This is a genomic window from Cupriavidus sp. MEYA8, from assembly GCF_059278825.1.
On record NZ_CM181222.1, the window covers coordinates 1,982,016 to 2,004,597 of the forward strand.

22 protein-coding genes and 2 tRNA genes are annotated in these 22,582 nt (G+C 67.8%); 10 read left to right on the forward strand and 14 right to left on the reverse strand.

Annotation, left to right across the window (positions count from 1 at the left end; translation table 11 throughout):
• Positions 1–90 precede the first annotated feature (90 nt).
• Complete coding sequence (locus tag AC5WJ1_RS26070; RefSeq protein ID WP_256376129.1) at positions 91–222, reverse strand: hypothetical protein; 132 nt, start codon at positions 220–222, stop codon at positions 91–93.
• Between the two features lie 96 nt (positions 223–318).
• Between AC5WJ1_RS26070 and AC5WJ1_RS26075 the strand changes: the two genes are divergently transcribed.
• Positions 319–2,469 (forward strand): heavy metal translocating P-type ATPase, encoded by a 2,151-nt coding sequence (locus AC5WJ1_RS26075; protein WP_494476695.1) that lies wholly within the window; start codon positions 319–321, stop codon positions 2,467–2,469.
• A 72-nt stretch (positions 2,470–2,541) separates the two neighbouring features.
• Here AC5WJ1_RS26075 and AC5WJ1_RS26080 read toward each other — a convergent pair whose 3' ends face one another.
• The 8 genes from AC5WJ1_RS26080 to AC5WJ1_RS26115 all read right to left on the reverse strand — a co-directional run bounded on the left by AC5WJ1_RS26080 (position 2,542) and on the right by AC5WJ1_RS26115 (position 10,666).
• Positions 2,542–3,447, reverse strand: coding sequence for a polysaccharide deacetylase family protein (locus tag AC5WJ1_RS26080; RefSeq protein WP_195427840.1), 906 nt, complete (start codon positions 3,445–3,447; stop codon positions 2,542–2,544).
• A 13-nt stretch (positions 3,448–3,460) separates the two neighbouring features.
• Positions 3,461–4,513: a bifunctional UDP-4-keto-pentose/UDP-xylose synthase gene (locus tag AC5WJ1_RS26085; protein WP_133094460.1), complete on the reverse strand. Its 1,053-nt coding sequence runs from the start codon at positions 4,511–4,513 to the stop codon at positions 3,461–3,463.
• On the reverse strand, positions 4,510–5,439 hold the full coding sequence (locus AC5WJ1_RS26090) for a formyltransferase (RefSeq protein ID WP_494476983.1): 930 nt from the start codon (positions 5,437–5,439) through the stop codon (positions 4,510–4,512). The genes AC5WJ1_RS26085 and AC5WJ1_RS26090 overlap by 4 nt, the downstream gene beginning before the upstream one ends.
• Complete coding sequence (locus AC5WJ1_RS26095) at positions 5,439–6,434, reverse strand: glycosyltransferase (RefSeq protein ID WP_133094461.1); 996 nt, start codon at positions 6,432–6,434, stop codon at positions 5,439–5,441. The genes AC5WJ1_RS26090 and AC5WJ1_RS26095 overlap by 1 nt, the downstream gene beginning before the upstream one ends.
• Entirely contained in the window at positions 6,413–7,585 is a 1,173-nt protein-coding gene (locus AC5WJ1_RS26100) for a DegT/DnrJ/EryC1/StrS family aminotransferase (protein WP_133094462.1), read from the reverse strand. The genes AC5WJ1_RS26095 and AC5WJ1_RS26100 overlap by 22 nt, the downstream gene beginning before the upstream one ends.
• Before the next feature lie 102 nt (positions 7,586–7,687).
• Positions 7,688–8,059 (reverse strand): EamA family transporter, encoded by a 372-nt coding sequence (locus tag AC5WJ1_RS26105; protein ID WP_133094463.1) that lies wholly within the window; start codon positions 8,057–8,059, stop codon positions 7,688–7,690.
• 19 nt (positions 8,060–8,078) lie between these two features.
• A complete protein-coding gene (locus AC5WJ1_RS26110) occupies positions 8,079–9,818 on the reverse strand; it encodes a glycosyltransferase family 39 protein (RefSeq protein WP_494476696.1) in 1,740 nt (579 codons plus the stop codon).
• 284 nt (positions 9,819–10,102) lie between these two features.
• Complete coding sequence (locus AC5WJ1_RS26115; protein ID WP_135702864.1) at positions 10,103–10,666, reverse strand: HdeD family acid-resistance protein; 564 nt, start codon at positions 10,664–10,666, stop codon at positions 10,103–10,105.
• 199 nt (positions 10,667–10,865) lie between these two features.
• Between AC5WJ1_RS26115 and AC5WJ1_RS26120 the strand changes: the two genes are divergently transcribed.
• Positions 10,866–11,771, forward strand: a complete 906-nt coding sequence (locus AC5WJ1_RS26120; protein WP_135702863.1) for a hypothetical protein — start codon at positions 10,866–10,868, stop codon at positions 11,769–11,771.
• A 92-nt stretch (positions 11,772–11,863) separates the two neighbouring features.
• Here AC5WJ1_RS26120 and AC5WJ1_RS26125 read toward each other — a convergent pair whose 3' ends face one another.
• Entirely contained in the window at positions 11,864–12,172 is a 309-nt protein-coding gene (locus AC5WJ1_RS26125) for an amino acid ABC transporter permease (RefSeq protein WP_133094468.1), read from the reverse strand.
• 194 nt (positions 12,173–12,366) lie between these two features.
• The gene (locus AC5WJ1_RS26130; RefSeq protein ID WP_195427839.1) at positions 12,367–13,308 is read right to left on the reverse strand and encodes an amino acid ABC transporter substrate-binding protein; all 942 of its coding nucleotides are present in this window, start codon (positions 13,306–13,308) and stop codon (positions 12,367–12,369) included.
• A 252-nt stretch (positions 13,309–13,560) separates the two neighbouring features.
• Here AC5WJ1_RS26130 and AC5WJ1_RS26135 point away from each other — a divergent pair, with 252 nt between their 5' ends.
• The 7 genes from AC5WJ1_RS26135 (at position 13,561) to AC5WJ1_RS26165 (ending at position 20,591) form a co-directional block, all read left to right on the forward strand.
• Positions 13,561–14,670 carry an acyltransferase family protein gene (locus tag AC5WJ1_RS26135; RefSeq protein ID WP_135702861.1) on the forward strand — a complete coding sequence of 370 codons (1,110 nt, stop codon included), beginning with the start codon at positions 13,561–13,563 and terminating at the stop codon, positions 14,668–14,670.
• A 233-nt stretch (positions 14,671–14,903) separates the two neighbouring features.
• Complete coding sequence (locus tag AC5WJ1_RS26140) at positions 14,904–16,142, forward strand: GTP cyclohydrolase II (RefSeq protein ID WP_135702860.1); 1,239 nt, start codon at positions 14,904–14,906, stop codon at positions 16,140–16,142.
• Positions 16,143–16,171: 29 nt separating this feature from the next.
• Entirely contained in the window at positions 16,172–17,461 is a 1,290-nt protein-coding gene (locus AC5WJ1_RS26145; RefSeq protein WP_240745815.1) for a URC4/urg3 family protein, read from the forward strand.
• Positions 17,462–17,560: 99 nt separating this feature from the next.
• Positions 17,561–18,271: a uracil phosphoribosyltransferase gene (gene upp, locus AC5WJ1_RS26150; RefSeq protein WP_135702858.1), complete on the forward strand. Its 711-nt coding sequence runs from the start codon at positions 17,561–17,563 to the stop codon at positions 18,269–18,271.
• On the forward strand, positions 18,271–18,993 hold the full coding sequence (locus tag AC5WJ1_RS26155) for a TetR/AcrR family transcriptional regulator (RefSeq protein ID WP_240745814.1): 723 nt from the start codon (positions 18,271–18,273) through the stop codon (positions 18,991–18,993). The genes upp and AC5WJ1_RS26155 overlap by 1 nt, the downstream gene beginning before the upstream one ends.
• Before the next feature lie 101 nt (positions 18,994–19,094).
• Positions 19,095–20,381, forward strand: coding sequence for an amidohydrolase family protein (locus AC5WJ1_RS26160; protein WP_434034567.1), 1,287 nt, complete (start codon positions 19,095–19,097; stop codon positions 20,379–20,381).
• A gap of 123 nt (positions 20,382–20,504) precedes the next feature.
• Positions 20,505–20,591: transfer RNA gene (locus AC5WJ1_RS26165), tRNA-Leu, on the forward strand.
• A 110-nt stretch (positions 20,592–20,701) separates the two neighbouring features.
• Here AC5WJ1_RS26165 and AC5WJ1_RS26170 read toward each other — a convergent pair.
• Both AC5WJ1_RS26170 and AC5WJ1_RS26175 read right to left on the reverse strand, forming a co-directional pair.
• A complete protein-coding gene (locus AC5WJ1_RS26170; RefSeq protein ID WP_255519722.1) occupies positions 20,702–20,917 on the reverse strand; it encodes a diguanylate cyclase domain-containing protein in 216 nt (71 codons plus the stop codon).
• Between the two features lie 82 nt (positions 20,918–20,999).
• Entirely contained in the window at positions 21,000–21,137 is a 138-nt protein-coding gene (locus AC5WJ1_RS26175; RefSeq protein WP_240745813.1) for a hypothetical protein, read from the reverse strand.
• A gap of 426 nt (positions 21,138–21,563) precedes the next feature.
• On the opposite strand from AC5WJ1_RS26175, the gene AC5WJ1_RS26180 reads away from it, so the two are divergent.
• Positions 21,564–22,361: a hydrolase gene (locus AC5WJ1_RS26180; RefSeq protein WP_434034685.1), complete on the forward strand. Its 798-nt coding sequence runs from the start codon at positions 21,564–21,566 to the stop codon at positions 22,359–22,361.
• Between the two features lie 102 nt (positions 22,362–22,463).
• On the opposite strand, the gene AC5WJ1_RS26185 is transcribed toward AC5WJ1_RS26180, so the two are convergent.
• Positions 22,464–22,540 (reverse strand) — tRNA-Arg (locus AC5WJ1_RS26185).
• Between the last annotated feature and the right edge of the window lie 42 nt (positions 22,541–22,582).

A 22,582-nucleotide genomic window follows, 5' to 3' on the forward strand; every position in this document is an offset into this window, starting at 1 on the left:
CCGCTTGAAGCCTGCTTGACTCTGTAGCCGCTACAGGGTCTTCAATGTCATCAGGTCAAACCACGCGAACAACAAGAGATGGCTCGCACGTCACCTGAAGACGCACTGCCCCGGGATCATGCCGGCCCGGGGCACGATCACTCCGGACGCCGCCATGAACATGGCCACGATCACGTCCATGATCACGGTCCTGGCCATGCTCATGGCCACAATCACGGGCATGCACATTCGCAGGCCGCCCCGGACGCCGCGGCGCCCTCTTGCTGTGGCGGTGGCTGCTCGTCAACGATTGCGCTGACGCCGGCCGCGCCCGTCGAGGTGCCGGCCGGAACCCGCACCGCCGCCTATCGCATCGACGCGATGGACTGCCCCACCGAGGAAACGCTGATCCGCAACAAGCTGGGCAATATGGCGGGCGTGGCGGCGCTGGAGTTCAACCTGATCCAGCGGGTGCTGACGCTCCACCATACGCTGCCGTCGCCGGAGCCGGTGGTCGCGGCCATCCGCAGCCTCGGCATGCAGGCGGTGCCGCTGGATGCCGAAGCCGCGCAGCAGGTCCTGCCCGAGACCACCGCACGCAAGCCGTGGTGGCCGCTGGTGCTGGCCGGCGTGGCCGCGGTCGGCGCGGAAGCGACCGAATGGCTGGCGTTCGGCCTGCCGTGGCTGCCGGCCGCGCTGGCGCTGGCGGCGGTGGCGCTGGGTGGCCTCACCACCTACCGCAAGGGCTGGATCGCGCTGCGCAACGGCAACCTGAATATCAATGCGTTGATGAGCATCGCCGTCACCGGCGCGCTGCTGCTGCGGCAATGGCCCGAAGCGGCGATGGTGATGGTGCTGTTCGCGCTGGCCGAGCGCATCGAGGCAGCGTCGCTCGACCGCGCCCGCAATGCCATCCGCGGGCTGATGGCGATGGCGCCGGAGCAGGCGACGGTGCGCCGCGACGACGGCAGCTGGGAAGCCGTGTCCGCGGCCAGCGTCGCCGTCGGCGCGCTGGTGCGGCTGCGCCCCGGCGAGCGCGTGGCGCTGGACGGCAAGGTCGTGCGCGGCCAGTCGGCGCTGGACCAGGCACCGATCACCGGTGAAAGCGTGCCGGTCGACAAGGCCGAAGGCGATCCGCTTTTCGCCGGCTCGATCAACCAGTCGGGCGAGCTGGAATACACCGTGACCGCGCCCGCCGGCGACTCCACGCTGGCGCGCATCATCCACGCGGTGGAAGCCGCGCAGGGCAGCCGCGCGCCGACGCAACGCTTCGTCGACCAGTTCGCGCGCATCTACACTCCCACCGTGTTCGCCATTGCCGTGGCGGTGGCGGTGGTGCCGCCGCTGCTGGCTGGCGGTGGCTGGGCCGACTGGATCTACAAGGCGCTGGTGCTGCTGGTGATCGCCTGCCCGTGCGCGCTGGTGATTTCCACGCCGGTGACCATCGTCAGCGGCCTGGCCGCGGCCGCGCGCCGGGGCATCCTGGTCAAGGGCGGGGTCTACCTGGAGCAGGGCCGGCACCTGGCCTGGGTGGCGCTGGACAAGACCGGCACGATCACGCACGGCAAGCCGGTGCAAACCGACCATGCGCTGCTGGCCGACGCGCCGCCGCAGGTGCGCGCCATTGCCGCCAGCCTGGCCGCTCGCTCGGACCACCCGGTGTCGCGCGCGGTGGCCGCCGCCGCGGCGGGCGAAGGCATTGCGACGCTGCCGGTGGACGATTTCGAGGCGCTCGCGGGGAGCGGCACGCGTGGCACGGTGCAGGGCGTGGAATACCGGCTTGGCAATCACCGGCTGGTGCATGACCTGGGCGCCTGCTCGCCGGCGCTGGAGGCACGCCTGGAAGCGATCGAGCGCGAAGGCAAGACCGTGGTGCTGCTGGTGCGCGTCGAAGGCAACGGCGCCGCGACCGCGCTGGCGCTCTTTGCGGTGGCCGACACGGTACGCCAGACCAGCCGGCAGGCGATCGCCGGACTGCATGCGCTGGGCGTGAAGACGCTGATGTTGTCGGGCGACAACCCGCATACCGCGCAGGCCATCGCGGCCGAGGTCGGCATCGACGAGGCGCGCGGCAACCAGTTGCCGCAGGACAAGGCCGACGGCATCGCCGCGCTGGCCGACGCCGCGCATGCGCGCGGCGGCCGCATCGGCATGGTCGGCGATGGCATCAACGATGCGCCGGCGCTGGCGCGCGCCGATATCGGCTTCGCCATGGGCGCGGCCGGCACCGACGCCGCCATCGAAACCGCCGACGTGGCGCTGATGGACGACGACCTGCGCAAGATTCCGGAGTTCGTCCGGCTGTCGCGCCGCACCTCGCGCATCCTGGTGCAGAACATCACGCTGGCGCTGGGCATCAAGGCGGTGTTCCTGGCGCTGACTGTGATGGGGATGGGGACGATGTGGATGGCGGTGTTCGCCGATATGGGGGCGAGCCTGCTGGTGGTGTTTAATGGGCTGCGCGTGGGGGCAGCCAGCCGCAGGGACTGAGTATTGCCACGGGTTTGCTCCCCTCCCGCTTGCGGGAGAGGGGAGCCTGGTTCAGACGGCGTTGGCTGCGGCTCAGCGCGATAACACTTCGGGCTGCACAATCAATTCCCCGCTCCGCCCGGGAATCTCCCCCCACGTCACCGGCAACTGTGGCAGCCCGCTGCGCTCCAGCCCGCGATACCACGCCGCCATCGACACCAGTTCGTGCCCCTGCGCGCGCCATCCCGCCAGCAGCCGCTCGAACACCGGCGCCAGCTTGCCGCCTTCCAGTTCGGTATGCAGCGTAAAGACATGGTCCCCCGCGCCTTCGGTCAGCTTCAGCAGCGCAGTATGGACATTGTCTTCGGTCAGCCCGCCGGTGCCGATCAGCTCGTCCAGCGTCGGCAGCGTGGTCGGCATCTGCACGTGCCGGCACGGCACGCCGTCGATGGTGGGGATATAGGGCGCCGTGCCGCGCCCGTCCGACGCATAGGCCATGCCCCAGTCGTCGATCTGGCGGAACGCATCCTCGTTCATCTGCCAGCCCGCTGCGCCATGCGTCGCCGGCGGTTCGCCGAAGACCTCGGTGTAGCGCGCAAACGCCTGCTGCATCTGGCGCCGGGTCCAGGCCGCATCGCGCTCGCGCACGTTGTCCTGCCAGTAGACGTGGTCCCAGGTGTGGATGCCGCACTCGTGGCCGGCGGCGCGGGCCGCGCGCATTTCCGCCGCGCCCTTGCGCCCGATATCCGGGCCCGGCAGCAGCACGCCGTACATCAGCGTGCGCAAGCCATAGTTGGATACCACCGAGGTGCGCGACACCTTCTTCAGGAAGCCCGGCCGGAAGACGCGCCGCAGCGCCCAGCCGGTATGGTCAGGCCCGAGGCTGAACAGGAAGGTGGCCTGTGCCTGCGCGGCGTCCAGCATCGACAGCAGCTTCGGCACGCCTTCGCGCGTGCCGCGCAGCGTGTCGACGTCGACCTTCAGGGCAATGCGTGCCATCTGCGGTGCGCGCTCAGTTGGCCGAGTCGACCAGCGTGCGGGCCTCGACCACCTTGCAGCGATACGCCTCGAAGATGCGGCGCAGCGACTGCTCCATCGTGACCTCGGGCTTCCAGCCCAGCTCTTCGACGGTGTTGTCGATCTTCGGCACGCGGTGCTGCACGTCCTGGTAGCCCTTGCCGTAGAAGTCGCCCGACGAGGTTTCGACGATCTGCGTCTTGCGCGCCTCCTCGGCGTATTCGGGGTAGTCCGCGGCCATCTTCAGCATCATCTCGGCCAGCTCGCGCACCGAATGGATGTTGGCCGGATTGCCGATATTGAAGATCTTGCCGCTGGCGATGCCGCTCGGGTTCTCGATGATGCGCATCAGCGCGCCGATGCCGTCCGAGATATCGGCAAACGCGCGCTTCTGCGCGCCGCCGTCGACCAGCCTGATCGGCTCGCCGCGCACGATATGGCCGAGGAACTGCGTCACCACGCGCGACGAGCCTTCCTTCGACTCGAAGATCGAGTCCAGGCCCGCGCCGATCCAGTTAAAGGGGCGGAACAGCGTGTAGTTCAGCCCTTGCTCCATGCCGTAGGCGTGGATCACGCGGTCCATCAGTTGCTTGGAGCAGGCATAGATCCAGCGCGGCTTGTTGATCGGGCCGTAGACCAGCGGCGAGGCTTCCGGGTCGAACTCCTCGTCGCTGCACATGCCGTAGACCTCCGAGGTCGACGGGAACACCAGGTGCTTGCCGTACTTGACCGCGGCGCGCACGATCGGCAGGTTGGCCTCGAAATCCAGCTCGAACACGCGCAGCGGCTGGCGCACGTAGGTGGCCGGCGTGGCGATGGCGACCAGCGGCAGCACCACGTCGCACTTGCGGATGTTGTACTCGATCCACTCCTTGTTGATGGTGATGTCACCTTCGAAGAAGTGCATGCGCGGGTGATCGACGAGGTCGCCCAGGCGGTCCGTGTTCATGTCCATGCCGTAGACCTCCCACGGCGTGGTTTCCAGGATGCGGCGCGTCAGGTGATGGCCGATGAAGCCGTTGACGCCGAGAATCAGGACCTTTTTCATCGGTTTTCCTCGTTGGTTTGTTTTCTGAGAATCTGGGAAAAGGTATCGGGCGTGACCAGCGCCCCGTCATGCGCCAGCAATTCGGTCACGAGCACCGCACCGCCATCGCCGCACAGGCCAAGCAGCCTGCCGTCCTGCACGTGCAGGCCGGGCGGCAAGCCGGCGGGTGCGCTGCCGGCCTGGAGGCGGCGCGCCCGCGCCACGATAAAGCGCTGTCCGGCCACCTCGGTGAATGCGCCGGGGTAGGGCGGCGCGACCGCGCGGATGAGGTTGTAGACGCTCGCAGCCGGCTGGCTCCAGTCGATGCGGCCGTCTTCCGGCCTGCGCCCGGAGAAATAGCTGCCTTCCGCAAGCCGGTTGGGCCGCTGCGGCGTCTGCCCGGCGATCATCGCCGGCAACGCGCGCCACAGGGTCTGTTCGGCGGCCACCGTGACCTTTTCGAAGACTTCGCCGGCGGTGTCGTCCGGCAGGATCGGCACGGCGGTCTGGTCGACGATATAGCCCGCATCCGGCCTCGATTCCATTGCATGCAGCGTTGCGCCGGTTTCGGTCTCGCCGTGCAGCACCGCCCAGTTCACCGGCACGCGGCCGCGGTACTTCGGCAGCAGCGAGCCGTGCATGTTGAAGGCGCCGCCAGGAGCCAGCGCCAGCACTGCCGCCGGAATCATCGCGCGGTAGTAAAAGGAAAAGATCACGTCCGGGCGCGCGTCGCGCACTGCCTGCGCGATCGCGGGATCGGCAGGATCCTCGCCGTAGATAAAGGGAAGGCCTAGCTCCGCGGCGGTGTCCGCGACACGGCGGAACCAGATGTTCTCGTCGGGACGGTCGCGGTGCGTGATGACCAGCGCCACTTCCACGCCGCGCGCATGCAGCACGCGCAGGCAGCGGTCGCCGACATTGTGGTAGCCGAAGACGACAGCGCGCATCATGGCTCCCGGCCCTTGCGGCCCAGTGCGGCGTGCGCCGGGTCGGCCTTTTCCAGCACCGCCTGGATGCGGTAGCGCGGGCGGCCGCGCACTTCCTGGTAGATGCGGCCGACGTACTCGCCCAGCAGGCCCACGCCGAACAGCAGGATGCCGATCAGGAAGAAGTTCATGGCGAACAGCGTGAACACCCCCTGCACTTCCGAGCCGAGTACAAAGCGGCGCACCAGCAGCATCACGAACAGCACGCCGGAGAACAGCGACAGGATCGTGCCGATCGCCGAGAACCACTGCAGCGGCACGATCGAGAAGCCGGTCACCAGGTCGAAATTCAGGCGGATCAGCTGGTACAGCGAATATTTCGATTCACCCGCATGGCGCTGCTCGTGGCCGACCTCGATCTCGATGGGATTCGACGCGAAGGTGTAGGCCAGCGCGGGGATGAAGGTGTTGACCTCGCGGCACGCGTTGATGGTGTCGATCACGTTGCGGTCATAGGCGCGCAGCATGCAGCCCTGGTCCGTCATGCGGATCTTGGTGATGCGCTCGCGCAGCCGGTTCATCGCGCGCGACGCGTAGCGGCGGAATGCGGTGTCGTTGCGCTGGCGGCGGATGGTGCCGACGTAGTCATGGCCGGCGCGCATCGCTTCGACCAGGCGCGGGATTTCTTCCGGCGGGTTCTGCAGGTCGGCGTCGAGGGTGATCACGATCCTGCCGCGGGTATGCTCGAAGCCCGCCAGGATCGCCATATGCTGGCCGAAGTTGCCGTTGAACAGCACCACCCGGGTCACGTCCGGGCGCTTGTGGAACTGCGTGGCCAGCAGCGCCGCAGAGCGGTCGGTGCTGCCGTCGTTGATGAAGATGATCTCGTAAGAGTCGCCGAGGCCATCCAGCGCCGGATAGAGGCGGTCGAACAGGGCTTGCAGCCCGTCTTCTTCGTTGTAGACCGGAATGACTACCGAGACTTCGACCGGGCTCATGTGGAGAGACGTTTGCATGTTTCGCTGAGGGTTGCGCAGACCCGCTCGACGTCGGCGGCTTGCATCGCGGGGAACAGCGGCAGCGTGACGATGCCGCGCCCGATGCGTTCGGCATGCGGCAGCATGCCCTCGCGCCAGCCGAGCGAGCGGTAGTAGGTAAAAAGATGGATGGGCGGGTAGTGCACGCCGGTGCCGATGCCACGCTCGCGCAGGGCTTCCATGACCTGCCGGCGCGCCTGCGCCGGACCGCCCTGCAGGCGTTCGGTCGGCAGCACCACCTGGAACATGTGCCAGTTGGTGGTGGCGGCCTGGGCATCGAGCGGCTGCGGCAGCTCGATGCCCAGGCCGGCGAGGCCATGGTCGGCGGCGCAGCGGAAGTAGGCCTCGGCCAGTTCGGCGCGGCGTGCGGTAATGGTGTCGAGCTTTTCGAGCTGGGCCAGGCCGACTGCGGCATTGACGTCGGTCAGGTTGAACTTGCCGCCGGGTTCTTCCACGTCCATGCCGTCCATGCCGGTGCGGATCACGCCCTGCAGCCGCAGGCGCTCGGCGCGCACCGCTTCTTCCGGCGTGTTCATCACCAGGCAGCCGCCCTCGATGGTGGTGATGTTCTTGTTGGCCTGGAAGCTGAAGCTGACCAGGTCGCCGAACGCGCCGATGCGCTGGCCCCGCCAGCGCGAGTCGATCGCCTGGGCGGCGTCTTCGATCACGCGCAGGCCATGCTTCGATGCGATGGCGTAGAGGCGGTCCATGTCGACCGGCAGGCCCGACAGGTACACCGGCATGATCGCGCGCGTGCGCGGCGTGATGGCCGCCTCGACCGCGTCCAGGTCCAGGTTGCGCGTGCGCGGGTCGATGTCGACGAACACCGGGCGCGCGCCGACCGCGATCACCACGTTGGCGGTGGCGACCCAGGTGATCGGGGTAGTGATGACTTCATCGCCAGGGCCGATATCCGCAATGCGCAGCGCGATTTCCATCGTCGCCGAGCCGTTGGCGAAGGTGCGCACCGGGCGTCCGCCGAACAGGTCAGACAGCGCGGCCTCGAAGGCCTGCATCTTCGGCCCGGAGGTGATCCAGCCGGACGCCAGCACCCTGCCGACATCGGCAATGGCGGCGGCATCGATTTCAGGCCGGACAAAGGGCAGGAACTCGGAAGCGGGAGCAGTCATGGGCTAAAAAACGAAAAATCCGCGAAGAATCGGTTCCGGTCGGCAAGTCAGGCAGGCAAGTCCGGCCAGGCAAGCCAGGCCAGGCAAGCCAGGACAGCCCGGTCACGAACGGGCGATCAGGAAGACGCCAGCCAGTATCAGCAGGATGCCGGCCACGCGCAAGGGACCGATCATCTCGCCGAACAGCCACCAGGCGGCGAGCGCGTTGACCACGTAGCCGAGCGATAGCATCGGGTAGGCGACCGACACGTCCACGCGCGACAGCCCCACGATCCACACGCCGACGCTGACCACGTACAGCGTCAGGCCGGCCAGCACCGGCCATTGGGTCAGCACGCGCAGTGCCGTGACGAGCAGCGTGCCGCGATCCAGCGTGATCGCGCCGATGGTGTTGACGCCGGCCTTGAGCAGCAGTTGGGCGGCTGCGTTGAGCAGCACGCCGGTAACGATAAACAGGAAAGTCGAGAGCGTCATGGCGCCGGGTGGTGCAAAGTTACTGTCCTTGGGATGGCGCGTGCGGGCCTTCGCCCGGCAGGGCGAAGTTGGCGACCGCCACGCGCCGGCGATCGCCGCCGATCCGGTGCATCGGCACGCCGCGCGCCGCCAGCATCTTGTAGGTCTCGGGCATCATGATCGCCACGGCGCGCTGGCCGTCCTGCCAGCGCGAGATAAAGCCGTCGATGGTGGGGATCCACTTCTGCGGCTCCTGGCCGATGCCGAATTCCAGTTCGTCCTGATGCGCGACCATGATGGCAGTGCGGCGCAGGTAAAACGGCAGCGTATGGTCCAGCATGCCGACGCTGTACAGCGGCATCTGCGGCGTCAGCACTGCATTGATCGCCGGCGCCAGGTCCGCGCCGGAGCCGGGCCGCCCCATCGCCTCGTGGCCACGCAGCGCCACCGTGCAGCAGGCGAACATCGCCAGCGCGTACACCACAATGCTGGGAAATACGCCGCGCGTGCGCAACAGCCGCCGCGCAGCGATGGCCCCGGCCAGCATGATGGCAAAGGCAATGGCGATCCACAGGGTGAATTCGCGGTACACGGCATTGGGCGTGCTTGGCTTGTCCAGCATGGCGACGAAGGGGCACGCCAGCAGCCCGATGACCGCCAGCGCAATCACGGCATTGACCTGCCAGCGCCACGCGCGTTCCGTGACCGTGTCCAGCGCCACGCCCGCCAGCAGCGCCAGCGCCGGGAAGATCGGCACGATATAGCCCGGCAGCTTGGAGCCGGACAGGCTGAAGAACACGAAGATCGCCGCGGCCCACAGCGCCGCCAGCAGCGCGGGCTGGAACGGCCGCGGCGTAGTGCCGCGCGCGACGCCGGCGCGCTCGCGCACCGCCTGCCACATCTGTGGCGCCAGCCCCAGCCAGGGCAGGAATCCGGCCAGCAGCAGCGGCACGAAGAACCAGATCTTGCCTTCGCGCTGGTGAACGTTCGAGGTGTAGCGCTGCCAGTGCTCGTGGATAAAGAAGAAATGCGGGAACTCAGGGTTGCGCACCGACACCAGCCAGAACCACGGCACGGTGACCGCGAGCAGCACCGCCATGCCGGCCAGCACATGGAGCCTGCGCCACAGGCCAAAATCGCGCGTGGCGACGGTATAGATCACCAGCACCAGGCCGGGCAGCGCCAGCCCGACCAGCCCCTTGACCAGCACCGCCACGCCCATGGCGGCCCAGCAAGCCAGCATCCAGTTGCGGCGCGCGGCGGGCGTGGCGTGCGGGTGCTGCGCAATCAGCATGCAGGCCAGCACGCACGCCATCGCTCCCGCCAGGGTCATGTCCAGCGAATTGAAATGCCCGGCGACATTCCACATCGGCGCCGCCACCAGCGCCAGCCCGGCCAGCAGCGCCACGCGCTGCCCATACCACCGCGCCGCGGCCAGCATGGTTGCGCCCAGGCCAAGCAGGCCGGACAACGCCACGCACAGGCGCGCCTGCCAGTCGCCGACGCCGAACAGCGTATAGGCCAGCGTGGTCACCCACAGGTGGAAGGGCGGCTTCTCGAAGTACTTGAGCTCGTGGTAGCGGATCGTCACCCAGTCGCCGGTGACAAACATCTCGCGCGCGATTTCGGCGTAGCGGCCCTCGTCCGAGCGCAGCAGGTGGCGCATATCGAGCGTGCCGAACCAGACCAGCAGGATGGCGAGGCTGACCAGCACGACGGCACTGGTGGTGGTGGCACCTACTGACAGCCCGGCATACCGCGAGGTCGATGAACTACGCATGGAGCTCCTGGAAAAACGACGGATTGGGATGGTCTTGCGTGGGTGCACGACGACGGCAAGCCATCACAACGCATTGCGCGGTCCGTTGGTGGACAGGCGCTGGCGGCTTTTTCAGAACCAGCCGCAAGTCATGCGGGATGGCCGCGCCGATGCGGCTGCCAGGCGCATGGGAGGCCAGAGCCGCCGCGTGGGCACGCGCGGCGGGCAATGGTAGCACGGTGTCGGGGTGACCCGTCAGTCGCAAAGCCAGCGGCGGGCGGGCCGGTGGGCCCGCCGGATGGCGTTCAGGCCGCCTGGATGCCTGCCGCGGCAGGACGCGCGCGGCGCAGGCGGAACGCGACGCCGAGCAGCAGGACGCCGCACACGATGGCCCAGGCGCCGATCATCCACAGCACCGCCAGCGCCCCCGCCAGCGGCTGCCACAGCACCAGGAAGGCAAAGGCGATGCTGACCAGCCCGGTCAGGATCAGCCACCATTCGTTGGGAATCTCCTTGCGCAGCCGGATCGCCGCGACGATCTGCAGCACGCCGGTGGCCAGCGACCATACCGCGATATAGACCAGCAGCGACAGCGCGGTGATGGCCGGGCTGAACCACGTCAGCGCGCCCACGCCGAGACCGAGCAGGCCCTGCAGCGCAAGGATCCAGCGGTCGCTGGTCTCGCGGTCCTTGCCGGAGATGGCCATGACCAGCGCCATCAGCCCGTCGGCCGCGGCAAACGCGCCGAACACGATCACCAGCGCGGCCAGCGTGGCGATCGGCGCGAAGAACGCGCAGACGCCGAATACCAGCGCAAACAGGCCGCGCAGGGCGACCACCCACCATAGTTTCGCGTAGTACTGAAGCATGGAACCTCCTCTGGGCCCGCGCGCGGGGGGCCGGTGCACGGAAACAGCCCGGCGATCGCGGACGGTGGTGCGGGCCGCCGATAAGTTATCAGCGAGATAGCCACTTGCACGAAAAACACGAATAATCTGAGTGACCAGGCGGTCGTCTGGCAGGCCGGGCGCTATCGGGGGCGCCAAGACATTCTAGACAGGGATTCATGTGAAGACAAAGGCGCAGCAATACCGGCTTGCAAATCTTGCCGCGCTGGCAGGCCTGTGTCTGGCCATGCCGGCGGCGGCACAGCCGGCCGCGCCCGCCGGCGCTGCCGCCGCGACCGCGGTCAGCGCCGCGGCGCAGGTGGCCGCCACGCAGATGGCCGCGTCGGCAGCGGCGGTGCTCTGCAACGCGCCCTGGTTCCGTTCCGGCTCGCATGTGCAGATGGAGGGCGACGGCGCCCTGCCGATGTCGATCCGCATGACGCTGCGCGACGTCGGCCGCAGCGCATCCGGATGCCGCGCGCAGCTGACGGTCAGCTCCAAGTCCGCGATGTCGGCGCTGATGGGGCCGCCGGTGATCATGGAGCAGGTGCATGAGGTCGTGATCGACCGGCGCACGCCGAATGACGAGACCAGCATCGAAAGCCAGCATGCCATCATCAACGCCCGGGCCCGCTATGCGCGCATGTACGGCGAAGCCTCGTTCCGGGGCAAGGGCGTCTTCAACTACGCCGGCCTGGAGTTGCGCGAAGGCAGCACGCTCGACGGCGAGACGTTCCAGTCCAGCGTATCGCTCAAGGTCTACCCGCTCGGCTCCGGCGAAGTGGTCAGCACCATGCGCGCGCTGCATGCGTCGATCCACATCGGCTCGCGCCAGGTTGGCCGCCGCCAGATGATCGAGACCGTCATGGGGCGCAAGGAGTGCCTGCCGATCACCTATGAGAAGCGCACGTCGCTGGGGCCTGTGCTGGTGGGCGAGGAAGTGGTGCAGGTCGAGCCTTCGGTGATGCATGTGACCGACTGGTACTGCCCGTCCGATGCCTTCGTGCTGCGCACCGAGGTGAGGCAGGATGGCAAGGTGCAGCGCATCGACGTCACCGCGCTGGAGCGCGACACGCAGATGCCTTGAACGGGCTTCGGAACGGCTTTGAGCAGGCTTTGGCCTGCGCAGGGCGCAAAAAAACCCGCCTCGGCGGGTTTTTTCGTCGGAGCCGTTGCGGTTCAGCTGGCAGCCTGCGCCGGAGCGGCCTTCTTCTTGGACGACTTCTTGGACGACTTCTTGGCCGGCTTCTGCTCGGTGGCCGGTGCGGCGGGGTTCAGGTCGCTGCGCGTGCTCTTGTTCGCGCCCTGGCTGTACGGGTCGAACTTGTCGCCGGACTTGGCACCCTGGGAGTACGGGTCGAACTTCTCGCCCGACTTGGCACCCTGGGAATACGGATCGAACTGCTTCTTGCCGGTACCCTGCGCGTGGACAGCCAGCGAGGCAGCGCCGAGGCAGAGCGCGATCGCGGTCGCGACAAACTTGTTCATGATTTCTCCTGAGAAATGCCGCCGTCGGGCGGTCGTGTATGTGGCCTGTCCCACACGGGGACGGCTCGGGCCAGTGTCGCCAACATCGTTCGTCGCTGTCAACTTGGGGCTTGCCCGGCGCGGCACTCTCATGGAAATCCTGAATTGCGGCCCCGGACCGGTTCCGGTTCCGGCTCTCCCGGTGTGAACCGGAGTTACTCGGTGACGGCGTCCGACGGGTGCTTCCACGCGGCGCGCACCTCGCCCGACGGCGCCAGCGCCAGGTTGATGCCGCGGCTGCCGATGGGCTGCTGGAACCAGCGTTTCTGCAGCGCGATCACGTCCTGGCCGGTGAAGGCCACGCCCAGGGTCTGGTCGACCAGGCGCTTCCATTCCGGGTCGGCCTTGGACAACATCAGCGCATTTTGCTCGATCGACAGGGACGGGCCCACGATCACGTACTGCGACGGATCCTTGGCGCGCGCGCGCAGGCCGGCCAGCAGCACGTCATCCATCACGAAGGCCTGGGCGCGGCCGGATTCCAGCAGCAGGAACGACTCGCCATGGTCCTTGGCGTAGACGTCGTGGTAGCCATACTGGCCCTTCAGCCGGCGCACGTGGCGGTCGCCGGTCGAGCCCGCGCTGGTGACCACGGTCTTGCCGCGCAGGTCGCCGAACGTGCGGATGCCAGAGTCGGCGCGGACCAGCATGCGCACGGTCGAGACATAGTGCGAGACGCTGAAGGCCACCTGCTTCTGACGTTCGAGCGAGTTGGTGTTGGGGGCGCAATCGAGGTCGACCAGGCCGTTGACCACCGCGGGGATGCGGTTTTGCGGCGTCAGCGGCATCCAGCGCACCTTCAGGTCTTTCAGGCCCAGCTTCTGGCGCGCGGCTTCGGCAGCGCGCAGGCACAGGTCGACCGCATAGCCGGCCGGCTGGCCCTTGTCGTCGGCAAAGGAAAAGGGCAGTGCCGATTCGCGATAGCCCAGCACGATGGTGCCGGAATCGCGGATCTTGTCGAGCACGGGGGTTTGCGGCTGGGCATGGGCCGCAGCCGGGGCCAGCGCGGTGACCATGACGCCGAAGGCGAGCGCCGCCAGGGGGCGACGCGCATTAGACAAGCGGGCGAGCAGGGAAGACAGGGCAGGGACGGACATTCGAGCAAACCGGAGAGCTAACCGCAGGCGCGGCAAAAACGCTAGGGTATACCCGGGTCTTTGCTCGGCGAAGGATAAAGTCGTCATAAGCAAATGCTTCTCTGGTGAGACATGAATGGCGCGGCAAGCAATCGGAAACAATCGCTGCCAGTGTGTAACCAATCCGCAATTTGTGGACATGACGCCACATGTCAATCAGGGCAAACAGGTAGAATCCCGCCTTTCGTGCGCTTTGTCAGATTCCAAAGAACAATGAGCCCCCGTCCGTCACGCCTGCCCTGCATCGACGCGCTCAAGGCGGTCAGCTCTCAGCTGATCGTGCTGCACCATCTCGCTTTCTACGGCCCGATGTCCGACACCGCATACCGTCTCGCGCCGGGGCTGGTGGACTGGCTGTATGACTATGCCCGCATCGCGGTCCAGGTGTTCCTGGTGATCAGCGGCTTCCTCGCGGCGCGCAGCCTGGCGCCGCACGGCCGGCTGGAAATCCGCGAACACCCGCTGGCGATGCTGTGGCGCCGTTACCTGAAGCTGGTGGTGCCCTTCGCCGCGGCGCTGCTGCTGAGCATTGCCGGCGCCGCGCTGGCGCGGCAGTGGATGATCCATGAATCGATCCCTGCGCCAGCGCACCTGACGCAGTTCCTGGCGCACCTTACGCTGCTGCATAACGTGCTGGATGTCGAGGCCCTCTCGGCCGGAGTCTGGTACGTCGCGATCGACCTCCAGCTGTTCGGCCTGCTGCTGGTGGCGCTGTGGGCCGCGCGCGCCTTTGCGCCGCGCCAGGCGCAGGCGGGCGCCGCGGCCGGCATCGGCGTGGTGGCGCTGCTGGCGGTCGCGTCGCTGTTCTGGTTCAACCGCGATGCCGCCTGGGATATCTGGGCGGTGTACTTCTTCGGCGCCTATGGCATGGGCACGCTGGCATGGTGGGCCTCGAACCCGGGCCGATCGGCGATGCCGCTGCTGGTGCTCTGCGCGGTGGCGCTGGCGGCGCTGATCGTCGATTTCCGCCTGCGTATCGCCATAGCGCTGGCCACCGCGCTGCTGCTGGCGGTGGCCCGCCGCGGCGGCTGGATGGAGCGCTGGCCGCGCGGCCATGTGGTGGGTTTCTTTGGCCGCATTTCCTATTCGGTTTTCCTGGTGCACTTCCCGGTGTGCCTGCTGGTCAATGTGCTGGTGTCGAACCTTGCGCCGGGGCAGCCGGTGCTGAACGCGCTGGGTATGGCGGCTGCGTGGGCGCTGAGCAACGTTGCGGGCGCGCTGTTCCATCGCTACGTGGAAAGCGCAAGCCCCCTGGCAGCGCTGCGCGCGGCGAGGGCATGGCTGTCTGACTCGCGCGGCTCGGCGAGCCGTCCTACCGTGTAAGGCTTGCAACCCCTGCGCGTGCGGCAGGCTGCCTCCTGCTGGTGCGCGTGCACCGGCGGTGTCATGCTGCCGGCACTCCCTGCGTGCATGCCTGCGCTGCGCTTGCGTACGGCGCCATACAGAGCGCGGCAAAACTCGCGTAAACCGGCATTGGGCGATGGCATGAACGTTGCCTAGTATGGAATCGTAAACCTGACCATTTGGTCAGGATTCCATCGGGAACCGAGGGTGCCATGTCCGACCATATCGTCCTCACTTCGCACGCGCGCCGCGACAAGCCGGCCGAGCCGATCCACTGGGGTGCGCCCACCGCGGCCGAACGCGGACCGGTGATCGCCAGCCTGGCGAATCCCGCGCAGCGCAACGTGATCGGCACCCACGCCGGCGCCTATGCCATATACCGCGCGCTGGCGGTGGCCTCGGGGTCGCTGCAGCGCGACCATCGGCCAGACCTGACCGACACCGCCCCCGCGGAGTCGATCGGCCCGCACCCGCAATGGGCCGATCCGGAAAAGATCGTCTCGCTCGATCCCTGGGGCCACCTTGTTTCCTCCGTCTTCGCCGACCGCATCGCGGCGGGAGTGGACATCCGCCCGACCATTGCCATCACGCGCGCCCATATCAACATGCCCGAGCTGATCTCGGCGATTGCTGCCGGCCGGCTGACCCCCGACGGCAGCATCCTCTATGCCAATGGCGACGTGCGCGTGACCAAGGCGGCGGTCGATCCGGTCTGGTACCTGCCGGGGCTGGCGGCGCGCTTCGGCATCAAGGAAAGCGCGTTGCGGCGCGGCCTGTTCGAGCAGACCGGCGGCATGTTCCCGGAGCTGGTCACGCGGCCCGACCTGAAAGTGTTCCTGCCGCCTATCGGCGGCATGACGCTGTACTTTTTCGGCGACGTCAGTCAACTCGGCAAGCCAGAAACAAGAGTGGCCTGCCGCGTGCACGATGAATGCAACGGATCCGACGTGTTCGGGTCAGACATCTGTACCTGCCGGCCCTACCTGGCGCATGGCATCGAGGTGTGCATCGAGATGGCGCAGCAGGGCGGTGTCGGGCTGGTGGTTTACAACCGCAAGGAAGGCCGCGCGCTGGGCGAGGTGACCAAGTTTCTGGTCTATAACGCTCGCAAGCGGCAGGCGGGCGGCGACCGGGCCGAGACTTACTTTGCCCGCACCGAATGCGTGGCAGGCGTGCAGGACATGCGTTTCCAGGAGCTGATGCCGGATGTGTTCCACTGGCTGGGCATCCGCCGCATCGACCGCTGGGCGTCGATGAGCAACATGAAGCATGGCGCGCTGGTGGCGCAGGGCATCGAGGTGGTCGAGCAGGTGGCGATCCCCGAAGCCCTGATCCCGGCCGATGCCCGTGTCGAGATCGACGCCAAGGTGGCGGCGGGCTACTTTACGCACTACACGCCGCCGGATGCCGATGAACTGGCCCTGGCAAAGGGCAGGGGGTTGAACGAATGACAATGTATCCCGAAGAGGATCGTGACGGCATGGAACGTCGGGGAGCAGGCGAGGAAATGCGTCCGGGCGCGGGCTGGCTCAGCCCGGTGCCGGAAGGGCACCCCGCTTCCGGGCTGCTGTGCGCGGAGGCGGTGCGCACGCATTGCGCGGCGGTCACCGAGCACGTGGCCGGCGGCGCGTCCGAGCTGTTCACCTGGCATCCCGACCGTGTCCACGCGATCGCCGATTACGTGGCCAGCACGATCCGGCAGCGCTATCCGGACCTGCAGGTGCCTTACCACAGCCGCTGGCGCCACTTCGAGAGCGGCGGCGTCGACCAGCGCGCGGACCGCTGGCAGGTGCTGTGCGAGCGCGCCGGCCTGAGCGGGCCCGAGCACCGCGAAGAGCGCGCGCGCATCGGTATCGACCTGGTGATCCCGAGCGTACTGCTCGACGCCGGCGCTGGCCCCGACTGGCGTTACCGCGATCCGGCCAGCGACCTGGTGCTGACACGTTCAGAGGGACTGGGCGTGGCCAGCTTCGACCTGTTCGCACGCGGCGGCTTCTCCGCGGCGCCCGGCGATCCGCTGCGCGCGGATGCCGAGCGGCTGCAGCGCATCGATGCCGACAGCATCGCCCACGCCTTCCAGGTGGCGCAGCACAACCCGCTGGTGGGGCTCGAAGGCCGCGCCGGGCTGCTGCGCCGGCTGGGCGAGGTGATGGAAGCGACGCCGGCGCTGTTCGGGCGGCCGGCGCGGCTGGGCAACCTGTTCGACTACCTGAAGGCGCATGCGGTCAACGACCGGCTCGATGCCAGCTTCCTGCTGCGTACGCTGCTGGTGGGGCTGGGGCCGGTGTGGCCGGGGCGGATCGTGATCGAGGGTGTGTCGCTGGGCGATTGCTGGCGCCATCCGGCCGCGCCCGGCGGGCTGGTGCCGTTCCACAAGCTCACGCAGTGGCTGACCTATTCGCTGCTGGAGCCGCTGGAGGACGCGGGCCTGACGGTCACCGGGCTGGATGCGCTGACCGGGCTGCCCGAATACCGCAATGGCGGCCTGCTGTTCGACTTCGAACTGATGGTGCCGCGCGATGCGTCTTTTGCCGCCGAGCCGCATGCGGTGGACGAGCCCGTGATCGTCGAATGGCGCGCGCTGACCGTGACTGGCCTGGACCTGGTGGCCGATGGCGTGCGCCAGGCGCTGGGGCTGGCGGAAGCCGGCTTCCCGCTGGCGCGCGTGCTGGAGGGCGGCACCTGGGCCGCGGGCCGGCGCATTGCCGCCAAGCGGCGCCCGGGCGGTGCACCGCCGTTCAGCATCATCAGCGACGGCACCGTGTTCTGAGCATGGCGGGCGCCCCGCGCGCCCGCCACCATTGCTTGCGCAATCGGCAAGGTTTGCGTTGGATAACGTGGCATCAAACATGGCATCAGGAGCGTCCCCATGAACGACATGTCCGCTGTACCAGCCGCTGTTCCCACCGCTGTTCCCACTGCAGCCACCCGCGACGACGACGCTGCCGGCGTGCCCGGCGTGCTGGTCGTCGACCACCCGCTCGTGCAGCACAAGGTCACGCTGGTGCGCAGCGAGGAAACCACCACCGACAATTTCCGGCGCCTGGTGCGCGAGATCAGCCAGTTGCTGACCTACGAGGCCACACGCGACCTGGCGATGGAGACCATCGCCATCCGCACCCCGATCGCGCCGACGCAGTCGCGCATACTGTCGGGCAAGAAGCTGTGCCTGGTGTCGATCCTGCGTGCCGGCAATGGCTTCATCGACGGCATGCTGGAGCTGCTGCCGGCGGCGCGCGTCGGCCATATCGGGCTATACCGCGACCCCGAGACGCTTGAGCCGATCGAGTACTACTTCAAGATGCCGGAAGATATACACGAGCGCATGGTCATCGTGGTCGATCCGATGCTGGCCACCGGCAACTCGGCCATAGCCGCGCTGAACCGGCTGAAGGAAGCGGGCGTCACCACCATGAAATACGTGTGCCTGATCGCCTCGCGTCCGGGTCTGCGCGCGCTGCGTGCCGCGCACCCCGAGGTCGGCATCGTCACCGCCGCGATCGACGACACGCTCAACGAGCACGGCTATATCGTGCCCGGCCTGGGCGATGCCGGCGACCGCCTCTACGGCACACGCTGATGGACCCGCGCGCCAGCGCTCCATCGCGCCGGCCGCTGTCGATGCGCGGCGCGCAGCTTGCGCACGAAAGTCCCGCCGGCCGCATCCGGCAGGAGAACCAGGCCATGATCATGCGCGCGGCCGAGCACGTGTTCGCGCGCGCGGGGTTTGCCGGCGCCACCATGGCCGAGATCGCGGCGCGCGCCGGCGTGCCCAAGTCGAACCTGCACTACTACTTCCGCACCAAGCAGGCGCTGTACCGCGCGGTGCTGGCCCACACGCTGCAGCTGTGGCTGTCGGAGACCGACATCATCCGCGCCGACCTTCCGCCGCAGGTGGCGCTGGAGCAGTACATTCGCGCCAAGATGCGGTTGTCCGCCAGCCATCCCGATGCCTCGCGCGTGTTTGCCAACGAGCTGCTGCACGGCGCGCCGGAGATCGGCGAGATCCTGCGCCATGCGCTGCGCGAACTGGTGGCGCGCAAGGCCGCGGTGGTCCAGCAATGGATCGACAGCGGCCAGATGGCGCCGGTGGACCCGCAGCACCTGTTCTTCACCATCTGGGCCGCAACGCAGACCTATGCCGATTTCGAGTCGCAGGTCTGCGCAGTGCTCGGCGTGAGCCGGCTGGGGCGGCAGGACTATGCGCAGGCGACCGAGCATCTGGTGGCGCTGCTGCTGCGCGGTTGCGGCCTCGCGCCCGAGGCCATGACCATGCAGGTGCTGGCTGACGGGCAGGGGTGAGCGCATCGTCCGTACCGTTCGCACGCGCTACCTGCGCCCCGCGGGGCCATGCGATCATGCGGCTGTGCTTTTTGTCCTAACCTTTCCCGTCAAGACACGCCATGCTCGACCTGATCCTGCGGCACTGCAACCTGCCCGACGGGCGCACCGGCATCGATATCGGCATTGCCGATGGCCGCATCGCCGCGGTGGAGCCCGCGCTGGCCGCGCGCGCTGCCGAGGAAATCGATGCCGCCGGCCAATTGGTGACGCCGCCATTCGTCGACGCGCATTTCCATATGGACTCGACGCTGTCGTACGGGCTGCCGCGCGTGAACCAGTCCGGCACGCTGCTAGAAGGGATTTCGCTGTGGGGCGAACTCAAGCCGATGCTGACGCAGGAGGCGCTGGTCGAACGCGCGCTGGCCTACTGCGACTGGGCCGTGGCGCGCGGGCTGCTGGCGATCCGCTCGCATGTCGACGTTTGCGATCCGCGCCTGCTCGCGGTGGAAGCGCTGCTGCACGTGCGCGAGCGCGTGCGTCCCTACCTCGACCTGCAACTGGTGGCGTTTCCGCAGGACGGCGTGCTGCGCGCCCCCGGCGCGATGCAGAACCTGACGCGCGCGCTCGACATGGGCGTGGACGTGGTCGGCGGCATCCCGCATTTCGAGCGCACCATGACGCAGGGCGCGGAGTCGGTGCGGCTGCTGTGCGAGCTTGCGGCCGAGCGCGGGCTGCGCGTCGACATGCATTGCGATGAAAGCGACGACCCGCTGTCGCGCCATATCGAGACGCTGGCGAGCGAGACGGTGCGCCTCGGCCTGCATGGCCGCGTGGCCGGCTCGCACCTGACCTCGATGCACTCGATGGACAACTACTACGTGTCCAAGCTGATCCCGCTGATGCGCGAGGCCGGCGTCGCGGCGATCGCCAACCCGCTGATCAACATCACGCTGCAGGGCCGGCACGACAGCTACCCCAGGCGCCGCGGCATGACGCGCGTGCCCGAATTGCTGGCGGCGGGCGTGCCGGTTGCCTTCGGCCACGACTGCGTGATGGACCCGTGGTACGGCCTGGGCTCGGGCGACATGCTCGAAGTCGCGCACATGGGCCTGCATGTGGCGCAGATGACCGGGCAGGAGGCGATGCGGGCCTCCTTTGCCGCGGTGACCGCGACGCCGGCGCAAATCCTTGGCCTGGACGGCTACGGCATCGCGCCGGGCTGCCGGGCCGACCTGGTGCTGCTGCAGGCGCGCGACCCGGTCGAGGCGATCCGGCTGCGCGCCACGCGGCTGCGCGTGCTGCGTGCCGGCAAGACCATCGCCTGCACGCCGCCGGCGACGGCGGCCCTGCAATTGCCCGGGCGGCCGGCGCAGGTGGATTTCATGCGGAGGGGTGGCCCACAATAGGTTTAGGCCGGGCTCATGCCGGCAGCATGCCTGCGAAGATTTTTGCTTGAAGCTGTTGACAGCGTCAGGTACGCGCGGCATAATTTCGTTCTTCGCATCGCAGCAGCAATGCAGCGAAACGAAGCCCAGATGGCGGAATTGGTAGACGCACTAGGTTCAGGTCCTAGCGGTGGCAACACTGTGGAGGTTCGAGTCCTCTTCTGGGCACCAATATTCGGAAAGGCTCGCGCAAGCGAGCCTTTCGTCGTTTACGGGTCCCTTACGGATCTCGACCCGCGTCTCGATCGCAGGTCCCGCCGATCGAATTCCCGCCGGCAAGCTCAGGCCGCCGGTACCCCTTCCTCGCTCTGCGCTTCGCGCACGCAATTGCGCCCCTCCGCCTTGGCCCGGTACATCGCCGCATCGGCCGCGGCGAACAGCTGCTGCCAGTGACGTGCCCCGCCGTGCCCGATCGCGACGCCGAAACTGGCCGTCACGTGCAGCGACTTGCCGCCGACGCAGGCCAGCACGCTGTCCGGCGGCACCAGCGCACGCATCAGCGTCGCCACCTCGCGCAATACTTCGTCGCCGGCCGCGTGGCCATGGGGTCGTTGATCTGCTTGAAGCGATCGACGTCGATCAGCACCAGGCCGGCACTGACCCGCTGAGCAGCCGCTCCAGCGGCTCCAGCGTGCGCATGTAGCGATTGGTCAGTTCCTCGGGTGTCATCGAGTAATGGCCCGACACGCGTCCTTGCGCGACCAAGCTGTCGATCAACGCCATCCCCTGTCCGAAAAACTGGTGATTCGTGTCGGCGCAGGAGTGCGATCAGCTGGCCGCGCACCCACTTGCAGAACGCGACATGGACGCGATCCGCCAGGCGATCGAAAGACCGCGGCGATTTGATCCGCGCTATCCGTGTCCAGGTGCGGCGTTGCCTGTCCGGCCGCGGTCGTCGTCCGGAACGCGGTCATTGCCACCGCGCGGACGCCAACATTCCCCGCTAACGCAAGCAGGCGGATTGACCTATGCTCAAGCTCATCGGGCAGGCTGATATAACGTCCGAAGGTGGTTGCCATGACTATGGTCTTGTCATCATCGAGAGAGAGGGAGGCGGGGATTTGCCCCGGTTGGCACCCGTGTGCCACGCATCCGGGTCCGATCCTGCACCACCTGCAATGCTGCAGCATCCTGGCCGTGCTGATGTGTGCGCTGGCCCACGCGGATGATGCGGTTCCGGAAAGGGTAGCCGACAGCCAGGGCGTCTCCGGCTGGGACCAGCCGCTGCAGGCGCAGGCTGCGCCAGCGCCGGTCGCCCAGGCACCCGACACGCTGGTGGCCGGCGCCGACATGCCGGCCGGCGCGCCCGCATTCTTCAGTAGTGTCCCCGAACCAATCGCCATCGAGTACGCGACTCGGGCACCGGAGCCTTCGCCATCATTGCCGCCTGCGATGGGAGTGGGGCCGGACGACGACGCGCCGGGGCTGGCCGCCGTGGATCGCGATCTCGTCGCCGTGGTCGAGCGCCCGCGCCGCTTGACGCTGCACATGGACGATGTCACCAGCGCTGGCGGCTTTGTCGACAGCCACGTGCGCACCATGGCGCTGGCGGTCGATGCCGTGGTGCCGCGCGCCGGCGGCCTGACGATCCAGCCGCGGCTGCAGCTGGCCTACCAGCCCGGCATGTCGCCGGTCAGCGGCGTGCAGGCGCAGGGCATGCCCGGCGATTCCAGTGCCACCGGCATCGGCGTACGGCTCTATGGCGCGCAGCCGACACGCCTGGCCGGCATCTATCCGTTCGTTGAAGCCGACTGGTGGCAGGACAGCCGCAAGCAAAGCATCAACATCAATGGCACGAAGATCGATGCCGACCTGCTGCGCGGGCTGTTCTCGTTCAATATCGGCGCGCACGGCAACACGGCAACCGGCGTGAAGCTGTGGTTCAAGGTGAGGGCGGGGCGCAATCCGGGCGGTACGGTCGGTGCGAGGTACCGCTGGTAGTTTCAGAGTGCCGGCGAGCGCTTGCGCACAGGGTCGGGCGCAACCTCGCCGCCATGAAAAAAGGGCTTCCGTTTCCGGAAGCCCTTTTCCCTTCTGCATAGGTGGCGCGGCTGGCAGGATTCGAACCCACGACCCCTTGGTTCGTAGCCAAGTACTCTATCCAACTGAGCTACAGCCGCACACGAGAGGCCGAATTGTAGCGGAATTTCGGGATTGCGCAA

Excerpts from the sequence above, each read along its gene's own strand:
- AC5WJ1_RS26070 (WP_256376129.1), bottom strand. The coding sequence starts at position 222 with ATGCCCGTGATTGTGGCCATGAGCATGGCCAGGACCGTGATCATGGAC.
- AC5WJ1_RS26080 (WP_195427840.1), bottom strand. The coding sequence starts at position 3,447 with ATGGCACGCATTGCCCTGAAGGTCGACGTCGACACGCTGCGCGGCACG.
- AC5WJ1_RS26085 (WP_133094460.1), bottom strand. The coding sequence starts at position 4,513 with ATGAAAAAGGTCCTGATTCTCGGCGTCAACGGCTTCATCGGCCATCAC.
- AC5WJ1_RS26090 (WP_494476983.1), bottom strand. The coding sequence starts at position 5,439 with ATGCGCGCTGTCGTCTTCGGCTACCACAATGTCGGCGACCGCTGCCTG.
- AC5WJ1_RS26095 (WP_133094461.1), bottom strand. The coding sequence starts at position 6,434 with ATGCAAACGTCTCTCCACATGAGCCCGGTCGAAGTCTCGGTAGTCATT.
- AC5WJ1_RS26100 (WP_133094462.1), bottom strand. The coding sequence starts at position 7,585 with ATGACTGCTCCCGCTTCCGAGTTCCTGCCCTTTGTCCGGCCTGAAATC.
- AC5WJ1_RS26105 (WP_133094463.1), bottom strand. The coding sequence starts at position 8,059 with ATGACGCTCTCGACTTTCCTGTTTATCGTTACCGGCGTGCTGCTCAAC.
- AC5WJ1_RS26110 (WP_494476696.1), bottom strand. The coding sequence starts at position 9,818 with ATGCGTAGTTCATCGACCTCGCGGTATGCCGGGCTGTCAGTAGGTGCC.
- AC5WJ1_RS26115 (WP_135702864.1), bottom strand. The coding sequence starts at position 10,666 with ATGCTTCAGTACTACGCGAAACTATGGTGGGTGGTCGCCCTGCGCGGC.
- AC5WJ1_RS26125 (WP_133094468.1), bottom strand. The coding sequence starts at position 12,172 with ATGAACAAGTTTGTCGCGACCGCGATCGCGCTCTGCCTCGGCGCTGCC.
- AC5WJ1_RS26130 (WP_195427839.1), bottom strand. The coding sequence starts at position 13,308 with ATGTCCGTCCCTGCCCTGTCTTCCCTGCTCGCCCGCTTGTCTAATGCG.
- AC5WJ1_RS26135 (WP_135702861.1), top strand. The coding sequence starts at position 13,561 with ATGAGCCCCCGTCCGTCACGCCTGCCCTGCATCGACGCGCTCAAGGCG.
- AC5WJ1_RS26140 (WP_135702860.1), top strand. The coding sequence starts at position 14,904 with ATGTCCGACCATATCGTCCTCACTTCGCACGCGCGCCGCGACAAGCCG.
- AC5WJ1_RS26145 (WP_240745815.1), top strand. The coding sequence starts at position 16,172 with ATGGAACGTCGGGGAGCAGGCGAGGAAATGCGTCCGGGCGCGGGCTGG.
- upp (WP_135702858.1), top strand. The coding sequence starts at position 17,561 with ATGAACGACATGTCCGCTGTACCAGCCGCTGTTCCCACCGCTGTTCCC.
- AC5WJ1_RS26155 (WP_240745814.1), top strand. The coding sequence starts at position 18,271 with ATGGACCCGCGCGCCAGCGCTCCATCGCGCCGGCCGCTGTCGATGCGC.
- AC5WJ1_RS26160 (WP_434034567.1), top strand. The coding sequence starts at position 19,095 with ATGCTCGACCTGATCCTGCGGCACTGCAACCTGCCCGACGGGCGCACC.
- AC5WJ1_RS26170 (WP_255519722.1), bottom strand. The coding sequence starts at position 20,917 with ATGCGTGCGCTGGTGCCGCCGGACAGCGTGCTGGCCTGCGTCGGCGGC.
- AC5WJ1_RS26180 (WP_434034685.1), top strand. The coding sequence starts at position 21,564 with ATGTGTGCGCTGGCCCACGCGGATGATGCGGTTCCGGAAAGGGTAGCC.